At 59.5% G+C, this 17,100-nt stretch carries 19 protein-coding genes; 12 read left to right on the top strand and 7 right to left on the bottom strand.

Annotation, left to right across the window (positions count from 1 at the left end):
* The first annotated feature begins 124 nt into the window (after positions 1-124).
* From BUA94_RS20910 to BUA94_RS23205, 8 genes are all read left to right on the top strand, one after another.
* Entirely contained in the window at positions 125-376 is a 252-nt protein-coding gene (locus BUA94_RS20910; RefSeq protein ID WP_073015322.1) for a type II toxin-antitoxin system Phd/YefM family antitoxin, read from the top strand.
* Positions 377-386: 10 nt separating this feature from the next.
* Positions 387-665: a Txe/YoeB family addiction module toxin gene (locus BUA94_RS20915; protein WP_073015323.1), complete on the top strand. Its 279-nt coding sequence runs from the start codon at positions 387-389 to the stop codon at positions 663-665.
* Between the two features lie 40 nt (positions 666-705).
* The gene (locus BUA94_RS20920) at positions 706-1,020 is read left to right on the top strand and encodes an HNH endonuclease (RefSeq protein ID WP_073015324.1); all 315 of its coding nucleotides are present in this window, start codon (positions 706-708) and stop codon (positions 1,018-1,020) included.
* 248 nt (positions 1,021-1,268) lie between these two features.
* Positions 1,269-2,651: a nicotinate phosphoribosyltransferase gene (locus BUA94_RS20925; protein WP_073015325.1), complete on the top strand. Its 1,383-nt coding sequence runs from the start codon at positions 1,269-1,271 to the stop codon at positions 2,649-2,651.
* Between the two features lie 225 nt (positions 2,652-2,876).
* On the top strand, positions 2,877-3,908 hold the full coding sequence (locus BUA94_RS20930) for a leucine-rich repeat domain-containing protein (RefSeq protein WP_073015326.1): 1,032 nt from the start codon (positions 2,877-2,879) through the stop codon (positions 3,906-3,908).
* Between the two features lie 1,233 nt (positions 3,909-5,141).
* Positions 5,142-5,774 (top strand): hypothetical protein, encoded by a 633-nt coding sequence (locus BUA94_RS20940; RefSeq protein WP_235860668.1) that lies wholly within the window; start codon positions 5,142-5,144, stop codon positions 5,772-5,774.
* A 305-nt stretch (positions 5,775-6,079) separates the two neighbouring features.
* Positions 6,080-6,358 (top strand): YrhB domain-containing protein, encoded by a 279-nt coding sequence (locus BUA94_RS20945; RefSeq protein WP_073015329.1) that lies wholly within the window; start codon positions 6,080-6,082, stop codon positions 6,356-6,358.
* 73 nt (positions 6,359-6,431) lie between these two features.
* Complete coding sequence (locus tag BUA94_RS23205) at positions 6,432-6,929, top strand: hypothetical protein (RefSeq protein ID WP_084082169.1); 498 nt, start codon at positions 6,432-6,434, stop codon at positions 6,927-6,929.
* A 92-nt stretch (positions 6,930-7,021) separates the two neighbouring features.
* Here BUA94_RS23205 and bdcA read toward each other — a convergent pair whose 3' ends face one another.
* Complete coding sequence (bdcA, locus tag BUA94_RS20955; protein WP_073015330.1) at positions 7,022-7,732, bottom strand: SDR family oxidoreductase; 711 nt, start codon at positions 7,730-7,732, stop codon at positions 7,022-7,024.
* Between the two features lie 74 nt (positions 7,733-7,806).
* Between bdcA and BUA94_RS20960 the strand changes: the two genes are divergently transcribed.
* Positions 7,807-8,421, top strand: coding sequence for a TetR/AcrR family transcriptional regulator (locus BUA94_RS20960; protein ID WP_073015331.1), 615 nt, complete (start codon positions 7,807-7,809; stop codon positions 8,419-8,421).
* A gap of 233 nt (positions 8,422-8,654) precedes the next feature.
* Here BUA94_RS20960 and BUA94_RS20965 read toward each other — a convergent pair whose 3' ends face one another.
* The 3 genes from BUA94_RS20965 to BUA94_RS20975 are packed head-to-tail and all read right to left on the bottom strand — an operon-like array spanning position 8,655 to position 10,610.
* Complete coding sequence (locus tag BUA94_RS20965) at positions 8,655-9,503, bottom strand: SseB family protein (RefSeq protein WP_073015332.1); 849 nt, start codon at positions 9,501-9,503, stop codon at positions 8,655-8,657.
* Positions 9,504-9,561: 58 nt separating this feature from the next.
* Positions 9,562-9,792, bottom strand: a complete 231-nt coding sequence (locus BUA94_RS20970; RefSeq protein ID WP_073015333.1) for a hypothetical protein — start codon at positions 9,790-9,792, stop codon at positions 9,562-9,564.
* An 8-nt stretch (positions 9,793-9,800) separates the two neighbouring features.
* Entirely contained in the window at positions 9,801-10,610 is an 810-nt protein-coding gene (locus BUA94_RS20975; protein ID WP_073015334.1) for an IclR family transcriptional regulator, read from the bottom strand.
* Positions 10,611-10,689: 79 nt separating this feature from the next.
* On the opposite strand from BUA94_RS20975, the gene BUA94_RS20980 reads away from it, so the two are divergent.
* The 3 genes from BUA94_RS20980 to attM all read left to right on the top strand — a co-directional run bounded on the left by BUA94_RS20980 (position 10,690) and on the right by attM (position 14,195).
* Positions 10,690-12,144, top strand: a complete 1,455-nt coding sequence (locus BUA94_RS20980) for an NAD-dependent succinate-semialdehyde dehydrogenase (RefSeq protein WP_073015335.1) — start codon at positions 10,690-10,692, stop codon at positions 12,142-12,144.
* 34 nt (positions 12,145-12,178) lie between these two features.
* Positions 12,179-13,333 (top strand): iron-containing alcohol dehydrogenase, encoded by a 1,155-nt coding sequence (locus BUA94_RS20985; protein WP_408011979.1) that lies wholly within the window; start codon positions 12,179-12,181, stop codon positions 13,331-13,333.
* Between the two features lie 67 nt (positions 13,334-13,400).
* Complete coding sequence (attM, locus tag BUA94_RS20990) at positions 13,401-14,195, top strand: AttM family quorum-quenching N-acyl homoserine lactonase (RefSeq protein ID WP_073015337.1); 795 nt, start codon at positions 13,401-13,403, stop codon at positions 14,193-14,195.
* A 531-nt stretch (positions 14,196-14,726) separates the two neighbouring features.
* Here the strand turns inward: attM and BUA94_RS20995 are convergent.
* From BUA94_RS20995 to BUA94_RS23855, 3 genes are all read right to left on the bottom strand, one after another.
* Positions 14,727-15,419, bottom strand: a complete 693-nt coding sequence (locus BUA94_RS20995; protein ID WP_073015338.1) for an RES family NAD+ phosphorylase — start codon at positions 15,417-15,419, stop codon at positions 14,727-14,729.
* 3 nt (positions 15,420-15,422) lie between these two features.
* Complete coding sequence (locus BUA94_RS21000; protein ID WP_073015396.1) at positions 15,423-15,836, bottom strand: MbcA/ParS/Xre antitoxin family protein; 414 nt, start codon at positions 15,834-15,836, stop codon at positions 15,423-15,425.
* Positions 15,837-15,902: 66 nt separating this feature from the next.
* Positions 15,903-17,009, bottom strand: a complete 1,107-nt coding sequence (locus BUA94_RS23855) for a LysR family transcriptional regulator (protein WP_073015339.1) — start codon at positions 17,007-17,009, stop codon at positions 15,903-15,905.
* Positions 17,010-17,100 lie beyond the last annotated feature (91 nt).

Raw genomic sequence — 17,100 nt, forward strand, 5'->3', positions numbered from 1 at the left:
CGGGAGCAAGCAGAGTTGCCGACGATCCGAAACACCGGATTAAGGCGGTGCGCCGGCATCGGCACTTCAGAACACTCTTGATCTGTACAAAATTTTGTACATATTAAATATCAAGGAGATTTCCATGAATGTCATGACTTATTCCGACGCGCGCGCTCAGCTGAAGAGCGTCATGGACAGCGCGATCAATGACAAGCAGGAAGTGATCGTGACCCGCAAGCAGGGGGAAGCGGTGGTGGTTGTGTCTCTGGAAACGTGGAACGCGATCAACGAAACCCTGCATCTTCTGTCCAGTCCGGCGAATGCTGCGCGGCTGCGCGCCTCCATCTCCCAGCTGGACGCGGGGCGGGGGCAAGAGCGCGAGCTGCCAGAATGACCCGGATTTTGTGAGGCTGATTTTTTCCGACGAGGCCTGGGAGGATTACCTTTACTGGGCAAAGAGCGATGAAAAGATCGCTGAAAAGTTCTCTGGCCGGATCCACGACCTGATCAAGCAATGCAAGCGCACGCCTTTTCAAGGAATAGGAAAGCCCGAGGCCCTGAAAGGCGACCTGAGCGGCTGGTGGTCACGGCGGATCACCCAGTCAGACCGCATGGTTTACCGGGTCACAGGCTCCGGCGAGGCTCAAAGCCTGGAAATCGCGCAGCTTCGCTATCATTATTGACGGTGGTGGATGTCGGCGTGATGGGGACTTTGAGGTAGGTATGGCGAACAGATGGGATATTCCGGAGTGGCTTGAACAGGAAGTTCGTCAACGCGACACAAGTTGCGTATACTGCGGAATAGATTTCACTCCGTCGATCGTCTCCACAAAATCTTCGGCTAGTTGGGAGCACATCATCAACGATGCGCGCATCATCACTTTGGAGAACATCGCCTTATGCTGCCGCAGCTGCAATGCGAGCAAAGGCCAGAAACGGCTCGTAGATTGGCTCTCATCTCCTTATTGTTTAAAGAAGAAGATTTCTTTTGAAACTGTTGCTCCGATTATAAAAATGGCAATCGAAAACGATCGGTGAAGATGAGATGCGGATATTAAATTAACATTATCTTTTAGTTACACTTATCCGATGCGTCCAATATTTTGATTATTTCTATCAGTCACAATAAATAGCTAAACAATTGGGCTGGAGAGCGAGAAAGCCGCATTCCGGACCAAAGGTTGGCATATGCTGCTGTGAATACAGGAGCCCTTGCACAGGGCGGCGGAGTGTGGAACCGGTCTGTCCTGTTGCAATGTGCCCGGCTCTTGTGAGGAACTTTCTCCATGCCCAACCTTATCCTGGCGACCGACAGCTACAAGCAGAGCCATTTTCTGCAATATCCGCCGGAAGCGCGGGTCATCAGTGCCTATGCGGAGGCGCGGCGGAATGAGTTTTCCGATCATGTCGTGTTCCTGGGCCTTCAGCCCTATCTGATCGATTATCTGAGCAAGCCGGTCACGGCGGCGGACATCGACGAGGCGGAGGCGGTGTGCGCGGCCCATGGCGTTCCGTTCAACCGGCAGGGCTGGACGGCGGTCTTGACTGACCATGGCGGCTATTTGCCTCTGGAATTCAAGGCTTTGCCGGAAGGCATGGTGGTGCCTGCGGGGGTGCCTTTGCTGCAGGTGGAAAACACCGACGAGCGCATGCCCTGGTTGACGACCTTCATCGAGACCGCGCTTTTGCGCGCGCTCTGGTATCCGACCACGGTGGCAACTGTCAGCTGGATGTGCAAGGCGGTGATCCGGGCCGGTCTCGAAAAGACCTCCGACGACCCGGAGGGCCAGCTGCCGTTCAAGCTGCATGATTTCGGCGCCCGGGGCGTTTCCAGCGGCGAGAGCGCGGCCCTTGGCGGCATGGCCCATCTGGTCAATTTCATGGGCACGGACACGATGGAAGCGCTGATGGCCGCCCGCCGCTACTATGGCGCGGACATGGCCGGGTTCTCGATCCCGGCGGCCGAACACAGCACCATGACCAGCTGGGGCCGGGCGCGGGAAGCGGCCGCCTATGAAAACATGCTCGACACGTTCGAAGGGGAGGGGCGGCTGGTGGCCGTCGTCTCCGACAGTTACGACCTGGATGCGGCCGTTCGCGGCATCTGGGGCGGCACGCTGAAGGACAAGGTGCTGAGCCGCAAGGGCACGCTGGTGGTGCGCCCGGACAGCGGCGACCCGATCGAGACGCCCCTGCGCACCGTGAAGAGCCTCTGGGAGGCTTTCGGCGGTACGGTCAATGGCAAGGGCTACAAGGTGCTGGACCCGCATGTACGGGTGATCCAGGGCGACGGCATGACCCTTCAGAGCATTGAAAAGCTGGTGGACCGGATGGTGGAAGAAGGCTTTTCCATCGACAACATCGCCTTCGGCATGGGCGGCGGGCTCTTGCAGCGGATCAACCGGGACACGATGCGCTTTGCCCTCAAGGCCGACGCCCTGAAGGATGCGGACGGCATCTGGCGCGATGTGGCCAAGAAGCCCGCGACCGATCCGGGCAAGGCCAGCAAGGCGGGCCGCCAGGCGGTGATCCTCGAAGGTGGCACGCTGACGGCGGCCCGGCTGGACGATATTGACCCGGCAAAGGATCTCCTGAAACCGGTCTGGCGTAACGGCGAACTCCTCATCCGCCACAGCTTCGACGAGGTCCGTGCCAGGGCCAATGGCTGAGGGGCCAAGGCGCGCTCCTCTCGGCCAGGGGAGGGGCGCCTGTCAGCAGTTCGGGTGACGAGACGTCCTGAGCAATCCGGCATCCTTTCTGCTTGCTCCCGTCTTCCACCCTTGCGGGGAGACGGCTCCGAATGGGGGCAGATAGGAGAACAAGTTTCTCGGGAAATTGCACTCATTCTTGGATTCGCTAGTATTTCTAGCCATCCTCAATGAATTGATTGAAGCATGCTGAAAATTGAGAGCGGGCGTTTACACGACCCGAAATTTCTTTCACCTATCGAGATTGCCAAGGAGTGCGAGGCGCGTGGACGGCTGATTGTTCAGTTCAGCAGGCCAGACGCGTATACGCCCGAAATTTTGGCGTCGCTGAACGAAGCCTGCAGGCTTGTCAAAAATCGCCTGCAAGTGCGGTTCTTTGGGCATTACGACGGGCGTTTCGATGCAAAGACTCTCCGTCATCTGCCTGAAATACGTAACCTCGCAGTCGATTGCCTGACTGCAATAGACAATGAGGATGAGATCGGGCAGCTCCCAAATCTGAGGTCCCTGGGCTTCGGGGTCTTTGAACTGGACCGCCCTGACTTTCTGAGAACGATAGAACTTCGCCATTTGGAGCGGCTTTCACTTGGCGAAAACCGCAAGCGGAACTTTGATCTTTCACCTTTGGCCGACTGCGGGCAACTGGGCAGCCTTTTTATCCAAGGTCACTCAAATGGGATCGACGGGTTGGCAGACTTGCCTCGGTTGGGGTCGTTGACGTTAAGCAGCTATGCCCAGAAACATGCGCTGAATTTTGTGAACGGCATATCGACGCTGAAGGAGCTGAAGCTGATATTGGGAGGCCGCGCCGACCTTCACGACCTGTCGAGCGAGTCTCTTGAAATCTTGCAAGTTATCCGAGTGAAGGGATTGGCAAGGATGGGGGATCTGTCCCGATTGCCCGCACTAACAGCTCTTCGCATCGAGGACCAGATTCAGCTCAAGCAGGTGGACTTGAAGGGAGCGCGCCTGAAGCGCCTTGCACTGATCAATTGCAAAAACCTGACGGAGTTGCCCGGCCTGGAGCAACAGGATCAACTCCGGGAATTCTCAGCATTCCGCGTAGCACTCGATCTTGACGGCCTGCGTGATCGGGAATGGCCTTCAGCTACCCGATCCGTCAGGCTTTTTTCCGGCAATAACACATGGAACGAGGACGCTGCAGCTAGACTGACTGCCCGAAACCTCACCGAGAGGGGCGAAGACCTTTGGCTTTGATCCGAAGCAAGGGGCAAAGACACAGGCGCCCGGTATCCGTCCGGCATCCTTTCAGCTTGAGCCATGCCCCAAACCTGATCGAAGAACAGCGTATCGAACCACAAAACAGGGTTGGTTGGGTGCTCCCGAAATGAGTTACGATACAGATCAGATTAAGGAGCAGGTTTAAAGAGAGCTAGTTTGGGAACCGAGGAAGCTATGGTTTCAGGAAGACGGAGACATCTTTTCCCAAAGGTCAACTCCATCAGCCCAATCCTGAAGCCAATCTGCTAGGGCCATTTCTGTCGGGCAGATAGCAAGTGCCGGAGAAGTACCGTCTTCCCATCGGTTTGGATCCCATGTCATGACCATCGCCTCTTCGCTCAAACAGTCGATGCAAGAGTAAATGGCACATCCCCAATGGCATATAGGGAGCATACCATGCGGCCATTTCCAGGTCGGATCATTCGGATCCGGTTGGATGAAATTCTTGTACAGTCCTACCGCGGTTTTCCCCGTGTCATCCGTCGCGCCTCCCACGAGTCCCAGCACCCCATATCCCGGGCCGAAGCCTCCATTCCCAACGGCTTGAAGAAGTTGGACAAAGAGAGTGGAAGGCTCGAAACCGATTTCACGAATGGTCTCAGACAACTCGTCTGATGATAGCACTGGAAAGATAGTGCTGTGCGACACATGGGACTGGTCTGTCCTTGTCTGATCGGACTGCGCTCGAACTAATACTTCCTGGAACAACTGCTGGCTCAAATTTTTCCTCTCAAATTCTTAGCGAGAACAATCAACGTAGCGCCAAAATAACACCTGAGCTCATCCGAGCTCACTTTGAGGCCAAAAAATCTCATCAAAACCTTGCGGTCTAACTTGAAGCGGTAGCTAACGCACTGGTGTAGCTCCAGGCTGTTCTATCTTAGCATCCATTGCCCACCCAAAAAATCGGGAGAATTGGTGCAAAGAATAACGCGTGTTTCCCAGTGATTTCTGGCTCCTAAAAACGGTATTTTGATTTTATGAAAATACAATTCTTTTGGCTTCCGGCGAAGCTGGGTGGCTTGTCGGGGCCGCCCGTTTTCGTTTCAGAAGGCGCAGCTCCGGCGGTTGACCGCAAGTATCGACAGGATCAAAGTAACCGGGGAGATTTTACTGTATTCAGTACTCTGAAAAGCATTTTCCTCACTAAGCGAGGGGCAGATGATGAGGATTGTCAGCTTACTTCCAGCGCTATTACTTTTCGCTTTCATGTCCACGCAAGCCAGCGCCCTGTCCTGGCGGACTTCCTGCGAGGTGGATCCCGGTGCAATCAGGCGCAGCGGGTCGTCCTATGTGTTCTCCACCAGCAAGAACCATTGCACTGGCGGCATTTTCAAGCAGCGGGCGGAATTGACGAGCAACGACTTCTCGGTGAGCCGCAAAGCGACTTACGTTTTTTCGACCAGCGTGGCGATGACTGCAAAGTCGAGAGAGCCCTTTATCGTCTTTCAGATCCATGATGGCAGGAACGGCTGCTCACCGCCCCTGAGCCTGAGATGGCAGGGGAATGGCAGCCTCAGTTTCGATAGCGACTACACCAAGGGCAAGGGCATGGCTGGTTGCGTGGAGAACCGGTCCCTGCGCAATGTGCGTTACCGCGGCCCCTCCCTGAAGCGCAATGGAACCGCCTATTTGTTGAAGGTCGCCATGACATTCGACGGGCAGGGAGCCTTCGATGTGGCGGTCTCGGTGGACGGGAAGCCGGTCCTGTCAGGCAAATATGCCCCGCCCTCGGACGCCCAGTTTGTCAGATCGAAGCGCTTCTTCCTGAAACATGGTGTATATTCGAAGAACATTTGGCCTTATGAAATGACTTCGCAGGGCTTGCGAGTTTCACGGTGATTTCTCGCTCTTACAAGATGATGTGTCCGGCAATAATTTTTAGGATCTACGGCACCGTAGCTCCTCGATAGGGGTAAATTAAGTCAGACCTTTGAATTTTTACGTACCTATCCACGAAACAAAGGCTTGCAATATTAACCTTGAAATAAGTCTACTGTATTGCCCGTTGACCTTAGGTTGTAGGGCTGCAATTTTCCGATGATTAGCTTTCTGATATTTCTTTGCCAACACGTTGTCAGTAGTTCCCTTGTTTCTTGCCACATTTTTGCCGGTTACAACGGCTTCCATTTTCTCAGGACGAACTGATGGTCAATATCAATAAGGAAAAGGCAATCCAGTTGGCCCAGAAAATAGTTGATCAATACATCAAATCTACTGGCATAGATTCGGAGATAATTTCTGATATTATTGAAGAAATCGATAGAGGGTGGGTATTTTTCTACAATTCAAGTGAGTACCTTCGTACTGGCAGCTTTTCATCACAACTGCTTGGTAATGGCCCAATTTTTGTGACCCGTGAAGGCGGAGTTCACGAACTGACGACTTCAGAACCCTGGGATGAGGCCATAAAAAAAATCCGCTAACGACAGACAACAGCTTCGACGCGTCGTTCTCTTTACGTGCGCTCCTATCGTTGTTTCGCGGGAAATTAGCGCTATGCCCTCAACGACAGAGGCGATCCATCGAGCAATACAAAATAGTCAAGAGAGCCTGAGGGCTCTTTCGAAGCGATACGGCATCAATCAATGCCTTTTTCCCAGAAGCGGCCTATTGGCTGAACCGTGCAGGTGTTGGCTCTATTTTCTCCCAGCCTTTGTTTCGTGGATAGGTACCAATTTTTATATCAACCTGTACTTGGATCTTATGAAAATACAATTCTTTTGGCTTCCGGCGAAGCTGGGCGGCTTGAGTTCTGATCCTCAGGATGGGGTGCGCTGCCAGATCAGGTGGATGAAACATCTTGAAGCGTCTCTTTCCATGTCGAGAGATGCAATATTGGTCGAGGTTTCCCGCTCTGAGCCCGATGGCTATTGGATTGCCGAGTGTTCTCTGATCAGCGATGTTCCATCCGCCTCATGGCTGAAAGCGGGCGCGCAGATCGAATTGTACAATGCCACTCAACTGCTTGGCGTTGGCGTTATTGTGGCTGAGTGACTGGATTTCCCTGAGGTCCTGAGCTGTCCCCTGCAGGGTCAGCAAGAGCGATGACGGGAGTTGGGTGCCGCCATAGCCCTCGCTGCGTGCCATCAGGCGCCGAAGGCGCCGTCGATGGTGTGCATGGCGCCGGTGACGAAACCGGCTTCCGGTCCTGCCAGCCAGGCGGTCATGCCGGCGACTTCTTCCGGGCGGCCATGGCGCTTGATGGCCATGAAGCTGTGCATCAGGTCCTTCATCGGGCCGTCCTCAGGGTTGGCATCCGTGTCGATGGGGCCGGGCTGCACCACATTGATGGTAATTCCGCGCGGGCCGAAATCACGGGCAAGGCCCCGGGCCAACCCCTGCAAGGCGGATTTGCTGACCGCATAGGACGCCATGCCGGGGACGGGCATGCGGTCGCCGTTCACCGAGCCGATGACGATGATGCGGCCACCCTCCGGCATCTGCCGGGCTGCCTCCACCGAGGCGTGATAGGGCGCCAGAATGTTGATCCTGAACAGCCGGTCGACCGCATCCGGGTCCTGGTCCAGCGCATCCCCGAAGAGGGCAATGCCGGCATTGACCACCAGAATGTCCAGCGGGCCGCTGTCCCGGACGCGGGCAATCACCGCGTCCCGGTCGGCGCTGTCGGTCTGGACCGTTTTGGCCCCTGTCCTTGCCGCCAGCTGCTGCGCAGCTTCCGGCGACCCGGAATAGGTGAAGGTGACCTTGGCCCCTTCTGCTGCGAACCGTTCGACGATTGCGGCTCCAATTCCGCGGCTACCGCCCAGAACAAGAACCGATTTTCCCTGAAACGCCATCGTGTGGCCTCCTTGCAGATTAATGTACGAGGCGTTACATAATTATCTGAAAGACGCGTTCAAGGCTTTTTGTAATGAGCACTACAAATAATTCGAAGCCACGAGGCCGGCCCCGGCGGTTTGATCCGCAGGACGGGATTGCCAAGGCGCAGGCGCTTTTCCATGAGCGCGGCTATGATGCGGTCAGTGTCACCGACGTCACCAAGGCGCTCGGCATCAATCCGCCCAGCTTTTATGCGGCTTTCGGCAGCAAGGCAGACCTCTATGCCCAGGTTCTCGACCGCTGGTCGCAAACGGGGGCGATCCCGATGACGGAGATCCTGCGGGAGGACCGTCCGGTGGCCGAGGCGCTTGTCAGTCTGCTGGAGGATGCGGCGCGGCGTTATGCCAGCGGCTGCGACGGGCAAGGCTGTCTCGTCATCGAGGGCACCCGCTCAAACGATGCTGATGCCCGGGACGTCGCCTGCGCCTTGAACACGGCTGCGGAAAAGCTGATCCGGGACTATATCGCACGGCGCCATCCCGAGCAGGCAGGCCCGCTGACCGATTTCGTCAGCACGACGATGACAGGCCTCTCAGCCAAGGCCCGCAATGGCTACAGCCTTGACCAGCTGCTCGGCACCGCACGTCTGGCCGGAACCGCGATTGACCTGGCACTTGGCGGGGATACGGGCGCGCGGGTGGAATGATAAACCCCTCCGTTCGTCGTCACGGCCAAGCGCGAAGAATTTGATGACATCCCCGCGAAGGCAGGGATCCCGTAACCGTCTGAGGTAACTGCCTTTTTCAAGGCGCTACTCCAGCGCGTACCGGATCCCGGTCTTGACGCTCGCGCCAAACCGGGATGACCAACTGGCCTGGTTGCTTTGTCATCAACCGCAGCCCTCCCCGCCTGGGGGAGGGGCCTCAGGTTTCCCATATGCTAAGCCAGTTCCCTGGTCTTGAGCGGGATGCCGGTGCCCTCTGTGCCGGTGGCGGCATTGACGGCGATGTCGACCGGGTGGGGCAGGCCCTCGCAGGCGCCGCCAAGAGCGGCGATGAGGTCGCGCAAGGTCTCCGGGTCCTCGCCGGACCGCAGGTCGATGTAGAAGGAAAAGCCCCGGTCGCCCGGCCATTGGGCAAGGGCGAACCAGGCTTCCTCCACCCTTGGATCCGCCGCAAGGGTGGCCTGAATGCGGCCCACGGCCTCTTCCGGCACCTCGGCCGGCACGCCCAGCAGAACCTGGGTTTCCTCTTCCAGCTGATAGCGGTGCGGCCGGCCCATCATGTTATCGAGATCTGCGGCGCTGAAATGGGCCTGATATTCATGGCCCGGATTGAGATAGAGACCGGGCAGGGCCGTGCCTTCCAGAAGGTCGCGCAGGCGGATTTCGAGATACTGGGCCTCTTCGCTGATCAGCTGGGACAGGCGTAGGGGAGAGGTGAAGGCGGCAGGCACCCGGCTGCCATCGGGCGCGTCCACCTCGAACAGGGAGATCTGCGTGTCTTCCTCGGTGACGAAATGTCCCCTGGGCTCTGCCGAAGGCGGCGTCGCGAAATAAAGCTTCGAATCCAGGAGGAACTGGGTGAACTGCGACCGGTAGTCCGCGTTCCTGGCTGCCGTGATCAGCCCGTGCTCCAGATCATTTACCGGCTGAAAGGCGGGGTGGCCGGAAGGCTCCTGAAGCGGAGCGCGGTGCTGGGGCTCCGTGAAGACAGGTTCCTGGCGGTCGGCTTCACCAGGGGCTGAACCGCCGGAGAGAGCCTTGAAAAGGTTGAGGATCTTTTTCATACGGCTTTAAATAGAAAGCAACTGCGCCCGCATCATGGCAAGCAGGGCGCCCGGCCGTTCAGCGCCGTTTTCCCAAGGCGGAGCGCAGGGTCAGCACCGCAAGAACCACGGCCACGCCCCCCCAGAGCATGGCCCCGCCGGTCACATTGCTGCCATCCTCCAGACGGCAGCTCGACGCGGCCGCGGCAATGCATGCCCGGTTCACCCAGTAGCGGGTCACGAACAGGGTGGCACAGGCTGCTGCAAGGCCAGCCAGCACCAGCGTTCGTGCAATGCGATTCGCTGCCATGCCCCGTCTCACACCCCGTGATGGCCGAGCTGGCGGGAGAGGTTTTGGGCCGTGTCGCGGATGTTTTCGCCAAGCGTTGCAATGGCTTGATCGGTTGCTTCGCTGTGCAGGAGGCTGGCGGCGAGGCCTGCGATGGCCTTGCCCGAATGGTCGCGCACGGCGGCGCCGACGCAGACCATGCCCTCGCGGATCTGGCCGTCATCGATGGAATATCCGCGATTTTTTGTCGCTGAAAGTTCCTCCCGCAATGCAGCAAGACTGGCCACGCCATGCTGGGTCATCGGCTCCGGAAACCGGTCTGCGAAAAGCAGGTCAAGCTCCGCGTCCGGCAGTTCTGAAAGCAGCATCTTGCCGGTGGCGGTGAAGGGCGAGGGCAGGCGCATGCCGATGCGGAATGTGTGCCCCAGCGGCTGATCGGAGTTGCGGCAGCCGATATAGACGACCTCCGGCCCATCCAAGATCGTCAGGGTCAGCGTGTAGCTGGCGAGCGCCGTGTCTTTTGCGAAATACTCGCGGAAAACCGACAGAACATCCATCTCCGACAGGAAGCTGTTGGCCCACCGCATGGGGTGGGGCCCGAGGCGGAACGTGCCGTCCGGATTGCGGGCCAGAAGGTTCAGTTCCTGCATCACGTTGAGCAGCCCGTGCGCAGTGCTTTTCGGCAGCTTCAAGGCCCGGGTGATGTCGGCCGCATTCAGCGGCGTGGAGGAGGCGGAGACCAGATCCAGAATGAGCACTGTGCGCCGCAGCGCGGGCACGGAGTCCGTCGAGGGCACAGCTTCGCCCGCGTCTGCAACTGCAGATAATGGCCTTGACATTTTTCTCAGCCCCCCTCACTCATGAGTTCAACAAATTGACTCTGGTTCAATATATTGAACTTTACAGAGGGAGGATCAAATGGTCAACCTGAAAAATAAGGGGCTCTTGCGCAGCAAGTGCCTGATCGGCGGAGCCTGGGTCGATGCGGCCAGTGGCGCTGTCATCGAAGTCACCAATCCGGCGACGGGAGACGTGATCGGAACGGTTCCCTCTGTCTCCGGTGCCCAAACGGAACAGGCGGTTGCCGCTGCCGACACGGCCTTTGCCAGCTGGAGCCGTCTGGCTGCCCGCGAGCGCACCGCGCTGCTGCGCCGCTGGTTCGACCTGATCGTCCAGAATGCGGATGATTTGGGCGCGTTGATGACCGCCGAACAGGGCAAGCCCCTGGCCGAGGCCCGCGGCGAGGCGCTTTACGCGGCCTCCTTCGTGGAATGGTTCGCGGAAGAGGCCAAGCGCGTCTATGGCGACACTATTCCTTCGCCGACTGCGGACAAGCGGCTGATCGTGCTGAAGCAGCCGATCGGCGTCTGCGCCGCGATCACCCCGTGGAATTTCCCGGCGGCCATGATCACCCGCAAGGCGGCCCCGGCCCTGGCGGCTGGCTGCACCATGGTGGTCAAGCCCGCCGAGCAGACGCCGCTGACCGCGCTCGCCCTTGGGGTTCTGGCCGAGGAAGCCGGCATTCCGGCCGGTGTCTTCCAGGTCGTGACCGGGGATGCCCGTGAGATCGGTGCCGTGCTGACCGGCTCGGACACCGTGCGCAAACTGTCCTTCACCGGATCCACCGAGGTCGGCCGCATCCTGATGGCCCAGTCGGCCCCGACCATCAAGAAACTGTCCCTGGAACTGGGCGGCAACGCGCCGTTCATCGTCTTCGACGACGCGGATCTGGACGCGGCCGTGGAGGGGGCGATCGCCTCCAAGTACCGCAATGCCGGGCAGACCTGCGTCTGTTCCAACCGGATCTATGTTCAGGCCGGGGTCTATGACGCCTTTGCCGAAAAGCTGGCGGCAAGGGTCAAGGCGCTTTCCGTTGGCGTGGGCACGGACGCGGGCGTTCTGATCGGCCCGCTGATCGACGGCGATGCCATTGCCAAGATCGAGGACCACATCGGCGATGCTCTGGCAAAGGGCGCCAGCGTCCTGACCGGCGGCAAGCGCCACGCGCTCGGCGGCACCTTTTTCGAGCCGACCGTGCTGACCGGGGCGACCCAGGCGATGAAGGTTGCCCGGGAAGAGACCTTCGGCCCGGTCGCGCCGCTGTTCCGCTTCGAGACCGAAGAGGAAGTGGTGGCCATGGCCAATGACACCGAATTCGGCCTCGCCGCCTATTTCTACACCGAGAACGTCCGCCGCACCTGGCGGGTCGCCGAGGCGCTCGACTACGGCATGGTCGGCCACAACACCGGCCTGATCTCCAACGAGGTTGCCCCCTTTGGCGGCGTCAAGCAATCCGGGCTGGGGCGGGAAGGGTCCCACTACGGCATCGAGGAATATCTGGAAGTCAAATACCTGTGCTCGGCCATCGCGTGAAGCGGACGGGCGCAAAGGAGGAAACAAGATGACGATGAATCCCTTTGAATTCCGCACGGTTCCGGCCATGGAAGTGGCCTGGGGCGGCGCGCAGCGGCTGGGCGAGATCCTCAAGGCCCGCTTTGCGGCGGAAAATGTGCTGCTGGTGACCGATGCCGGTCTGGTCAAGGCCGGGCTGATCGCGCCGATTGCTCAGAACATGAAGGCTGCCGGCCTGACCGTCACCATCTTCGACAAGGTGGTGGCCGATCCGCCGGAACATGTGGTTCAGGCCTGTGTGGAAGATGCGCGCAAGGCCGGCACGGACATCGTGGTGGGTCTGGGCGGCGGCTCGTCTCTGGACATTGCCAAGCTGGTGGCCATCCTGCTGAAGTCCGATCAGCCGCTGTCCGAAATGTACGGCATCGGCAATGTGAAGGGCGGACGCCTGCCCATGGTCCTGGTGCCGACGACCGCCGGAACCGGCTCGGAAGTCACCAACATCTCCATCATCACCACGGGCGAGACCACCAAGATGGGTGTCGTTTCCCCGCAGCTTTATGCCGATTACGTGCTGCTGGATGCGGAAACCACCGTTGGCCTGCCGCAGATCCACACCGCCGCCACCGGCATTGACGCCATGGTGCATGCCATCGAGGCCTATACCAGCCAGCACAAGAAGAACCCGCTGTCCGATGCGCTGGCCCGCGAAGCCCTGCGCCTGCTCGGCGCCAACCTGATTGCCGTGTGCAAGGACGGCACCAACCGGGCGGCCCGCGAAGGCATGCTGCTGGGCGCGACGCTGGCCGGTCAGGCCTTCGCCAACTCGCCGGTGGCAGCGGTTCATGCGCTCGCCTATCCGCTCGGCGGCCACTATCACATCCCTCACGGCCTCTCCAACGCGCTGATGCTCGGGCCGGTCCTGCGCTACAACGCCAAGGCCGCGGCCCCGCTTTATGCGGAACTCGCCGATGTTCTGGGCGTGCCGGGAACCGGTGATGCAGCCACCCGCTCCACTGCCTTCGTCGCCCATATGGAAAAGCTGATGGACGAAAGCGGTGCGCCGCGCCGCCTGCGCGATGTGGGCGTGACCGACAACAGCCTGGCCATGCTGGCTGCCGACGCGATGAAGCAGACCCGCCTGCTCGTCAACAACCCTGTCGAAGTGAGCGAGGAAGATGCGCTTGCCCTTTACCGGGAAGCCTATTGAGCCCGCCAGACGGCTTGAAACCCGATCTTTTGAAATCCGGAATGTCACATCAAACGGGAGGACCCAAGTGACCGATATCAGACTGTACATGCTCCAGTCCGGCACCTTGAAGTGCAAGGTGCACAACATCAAGATGAACCAGGGCGACGGCGCGGATTATGAAATCCCGGTTCCCTTCTTCCTGATCACCCATCCGGACGGTCACACCATCATCGACGGCGGCAACGCCATCGAGGTGGCCACCGATCCGCGGGGCTACTGGGGCGGCATCTGTGACGTCTACACGCCGGTTCTGGACAAGGACCAGGGCTGCGTAGACCAGGTGAAGGCTCTGGGCATCGACCCGGCCGACGTGAAATACGTGGTTCAGTCCCACCTGCACCTCGACCACACCGGCGCCATCGGCCGCTTTCCGAACGCCACCCACATCGTCCAGCGCTGCGAGTATGAATATGCCTTCACGCCGGACTGGTTCGCCGGTGGCGGCTATATCCGCAAGGATTTCGACCGTCCGGGCCTGAAGTGGCAGTTCCTGAACGGAACCCAGGATGACTATTACGACATCTATGGCGACGGCACCCTGACCACCGTGTTCACCCCGGGCCACGCGCCGGGCCACCAGTCCTTCCTGGTGCGCCTGCCGAACAGCCCGAAGCCGATCCTCCTGACCATCGATGCGGCCTATACGGTCGATCATTGGGAAGAAAAGGCCCTGCCGGGTTTCCTGGCCTCCACCGTCGACACGGTGCGCTCGGTCCAGAAGCTGCGCACCCTGGCAGAGCGCACGGACGCCCTGGTCGTCACCGGCCACGACCCGGACGCCTGGTCCACCTTCAAGAAGGCCCCGGACTTCTACTCCTGAGCCTCCGGCACAGGACGATCACGACACTGGGAAAGGGGCCGCTTGGCCCCTTTTGCTTGAGGGCAAAGTTGCATCCCCTCCATCGTCATCCTCTGCCTTGAGCCGAGGATTTATGCAAGTCAATGGCTTGCAGATGGCCGGGTCAAGCCCCTGGTGTCCAGTTTAAGTTTCGGATTTTCATTTTAGGTATTCAAATCAGACCTGATTTCCGGCCCAAAGCTGAATGAGACACGAAAGTGGCGCGGCATACGCCCGTCTCCACCCTTGCGGGGGAGATGTCAGCTTCAGCTGACAGAGGGGGGTGAGGCTTCGGCATAATCAGAAAAAGTTGGAATGTTCCGAGGGGCTTATACTCCCCCCTCTGCCCCCAATTTGGGGGCATCTCCCCCGCAAGGGGGGAGATTGGAGCCTGCCGAACCGTTTGTCCGGCAACCGCAGGCATCTTAACCGGACAACAGTGGGTCAAGCCATGGCAGGACGAAGACGAAGGGGTGAGTTTGAACGCTGGGGCAGTGCTCAGTCCCGGTTTATTCAGTGGTCCGTCACTTCCAGAACGTCACCTGTATCAAGGCGCTTGATGAAGTCCACGCGCGTTCCGCTCCAATGGTAGCTGAAATGAGAGGACTGGACGGGGACCGGCACAACATCGGGCCAAAACACGCCGATGCATTCACCGCCCGGACTGCGGACACTGTTCCAGACGAGGCCATCACTGCCCTCAGCTCTGAGTTTCGCACCCGCTGTTTGGGAGGGACCATAATCCGAAGCGTGCAGGACGCCTGGCAAATCATTGACGTCAGTCAGATCAGCGTCGACGGCTCCGACCAGCAGGCGGAACTGAGACGTCCATCCGGCCGGTTCGTCAGTGGATGCCATGAATTTGGCGTGGTGATGAATGGTCTCGGCAAGGGCGACGTCTTCCGAGTCTCCCGCGTAATAGATCCCGTAGCTGCCGTCTGTGAAACGTCCGGGCCGGAGCGGTGAGCAATGGACAAAGGGGGCCATCACATAGCTGGCGCCGGGACCCGTCACACGGCGATGCACCGGCACCTTGCCCAGATCTCCGATTTCACCGCGCACACGGGGATTGGTTTTTGCTTCAACCGAGGCAATCGCTTCCCAGTCCCGTGGGTCTGCAATGTCTTCAAATAAATCTATGGGTGGATAGATGGAGCGAATGATGCGGAAGGTCCGAGGCCACGTAACGCGCCGGATGTGAGGCATGGATTACCACGCCCCACGTTCTGCGTTCAGCCAATTGCGCAGGGATTCGAGATCCGACATTTCGCCGCGCAACATCACATCAAGGGCCGAAAGCCCCCCAAATGCGGTGTTCTTCTTCTTCACCCAGGCGTACCCGCGCTGAGGGTCGTTGAAGAGGTGGCGGATACCTTTGTGGATGCCCATGAGGTGGGCCATGCGCATTTTGCGGTCACGGTCCATCCGGCTGATTTCTCCGCGCTTCCAGCGGTCCCATGTGCTTGGCGACATGTCGCCAAGCAGGGTGCGCGACTGGGCATCGGTGAGGCCCCATGCCTTGAACAGGTTGACCGTCGCCCGAGCCAAGGCGCCGGCCTCTTCATCCGTGATGACCGGGTTGAGCGTGTGCGAAGGTGTCGGTGTTATAGGCCGTAGTTGCATATCGACCTCCATCATTTGATGGAAATCTATATCATTTTCCTCAATTGACAACCAAAATGTTGGATTTCACCCCGCCTCTGCCTTAAGCCACACCTCCAGCGCATGCACGCCCGGGGTGGCGGGCTTGAGGCTTGGGCGGGTGAGCCAGTAGCGGCCCTTGGAGAGTTCGGTGCGGAAGGGGCGGGCCAGGCGGCCGCTTTCAAGCTGCGCTTCGAACATGCGCCAGGGCAGAAGCGCCACCCCATAGCCGCTGGCCGCAAGCTCGGCCATGGCGATGGAAGAGTCGAAGGTCAGGCTGGCCTGTTCCAGATGCCCGTTGCCAAAGGCGCCGCATGCGGCCGCTGCGGGGCTGGCGCTGCCTGTGCCTTCTGTGACCCGGTTTCCGGCTTCCTGCTCCAGCGCACCTTTTTCGTCGGCTGAACCGGTGCCTTCAACATCAATAGTCTTCGCCTGAAGGCTTTCCTCTCCACGGGAGCCGGTTTCCCTCCGCTCCTGATCTCCGGGTGCGGCCGTGCCGTGCTCGGTATCCGGAGGACCCGGGTCAGGAGCGCCGTCCGCCCCTGCCGCCTCAAACCACGCTGGCCATTCCTCGACCCGGTAGGAGCGCAGCAGCACCTCGCGGTGAAGATCTGCGGGAGAGGCGAGGCGGGCGGCGGTGCCGGGCGCGCAGAGCGGTGTCAGCGGGCTTTCCATCAGCGGCACGGCGGTTTCCCCCTGCCAGCCGCCATCGCCAAAGCGGATGGCCGCATCCAGCCCTTCGCGGGTCAGGTCCACCTTGTTGCTGTTGGTGAAAAGCCGCAGCCGGAGCCCCGGGTGATCGCGCTCGAAGGCCGCCAGCCGCGGCACCAGCCAGCCGCTGGCAAAGGTGGTCACCACGCCCAGATTGACCGTTTCCACATAGCGGCCGGTGCGGACCTGATCGAGCAACCCGCCGATCCGGTCGAAACTGTCGCTGAGCAGCGGCAGCAGGGCTTCCGCCTCGCTGGTCGGCACCAGCCCCTTGGAGGTGCGGTGGAACAGCTTGACGCCAAGCTGGTCTTCCAGGCGCAGGATCTGGTGGCTGACGGCGGCCTGGGTGACGCGCAGCTCGCCGGCGGCGGCGGTGAAACTGCCTTGCCTTGCGGCCACCTCGAAGGTGCGCAGGGCATTGAGCGGCAGAAGGGGACGGTCCATGGCTATTACTTTATTTAATGGCAAACCGCAGTTTTTGTCGTTTGTTGCGGGAAAGCCTCTGAATTATCTGGGTAAGCATGACATGGATGAA

The sequence above is a fragment of the Roseibium suaedae genome (assembly GCF_900142725.1).
Taxonomy (GTDB): domain Bacteria; phylum Pseudomonadota; class Alphaproteobacteria; order Rhizobiales; family Stappiaceae; genus Roseibium; species Roseibium suaedae.

Coding starts and splice junctions, on each gene's coding strand:
- BUA94_RS20910 (WP_073015322.1), top strand. CDS start 125: ATGAATGTCATGACTTATTCCGACGCGCGCGCTCAGCTGAAGAGCGTC.
- BUA94_RS20920 (WP_073015324.1), top strand. CDS start 706: ATGGCGAACAGATGGGATATTCCGGAGTGGCTTGAACAGGAAGTTCGT.
- BUA94_RS20925 (WP_073015325.1), top strand. CDS start 1,269: ATGCCCAACCTTATCCTGGCGACCGACAGCTACAAGCAGAGCCATTTT.
- BUA94_RS20930 (WP_073015326.1), top strand. CDS start 2,877: ATGCTGAAAATTGAGAGCGGGCGTTTACACGACCCGAAATTTCTTTCA.
- BUA94_RS20940 (WP_235860668.1), top strand. CDS start 5,142: ATGTCCACGCAAGCCAGCGCCCTGTCCTGGCGGACTTCCTGCGAGGTG.
- BUA94_RS20945 (WP_073015329.1), top strand. CDS start 6,080: ATGGTCAATATCAATAAGGAAAAGGCAATCCAGTTGGCCCAGAAAATA.
- BUA94_RS23205 (WP_084082169.1), top strand. CDS start 6,432: ATGCCCTCAACGACAGAGGCGATCCATCGAGCAATACAAAATAGTCAA.
- bdcA (WP_073015330.1), bottom strand. CDS start 7,732: ATGGCGTTTCAGGGAAAATCGGTTCTTGTTCTGGGCGGTAGCCGCGGA.
- BUA94_RS20960 (WP_073015331.1), top strand. CDS start 7,807: ATGAGCACTACAAATAATTCGAAGCCACGAGGCCGGCCCCGGCGGTTT.
- BUA94_RS20965 (WP_073015332.1), bottom strand. CDS start 9,503: ATGAAAAAGATCCTCAACCTTTTCAAGGCTCTCTCCGGCGGTTCAGCC.
- BUA94_RS20970 (WP_073015333.1), bottom strand. CDS start 9,792: ATGGCAGCGAATCGCATTGCACGAACGCTGGTGCTGGCTGGCCTTGCA.
- BUA94_RS20975 (WP_073015334.1), bottom strand. CDS start 10,610: ATGTCAAGGCCATTATCTGCAGTTGCAGACGCGGGCGAAGCTGTGCCC.
- BUA94_RS20980 (WP_073015335.1), top strand. CDS start 10,690: ATGGTCAACCTGAAAAATAAGGGGCTCTTGCGCAGCAAGTGCCTGATC.
- BUA94_RS20985 (WP_408011979.1), top strand. CDS start 12,179: ATGAATCCCTTTGAATTCCGCACGGTTCCGGCCATGGAAGTGGCCTGG.
- BUA94_RS20995 (WP_073015338.1), bottom strand. CDS start 15,419: ATGCCTCACATCCGGCGCGTTACGTGGCCTCGGACCTTCCGCATCATT.
- BUA94_RS21000 (WP_073015396.1), bottom strand. CDS start 15,836: ATGCAACTACGGCCTATAACACCGACACCTTCGCACACGCTCAACCCG.
- BUA94_RS23855 (WP_073015339.1), bottom strand. CDS start 17,009: ATGGACCGTCCCCTTCTGCCGCTCAATGCCCTGCGCACCTTCGAGGTG.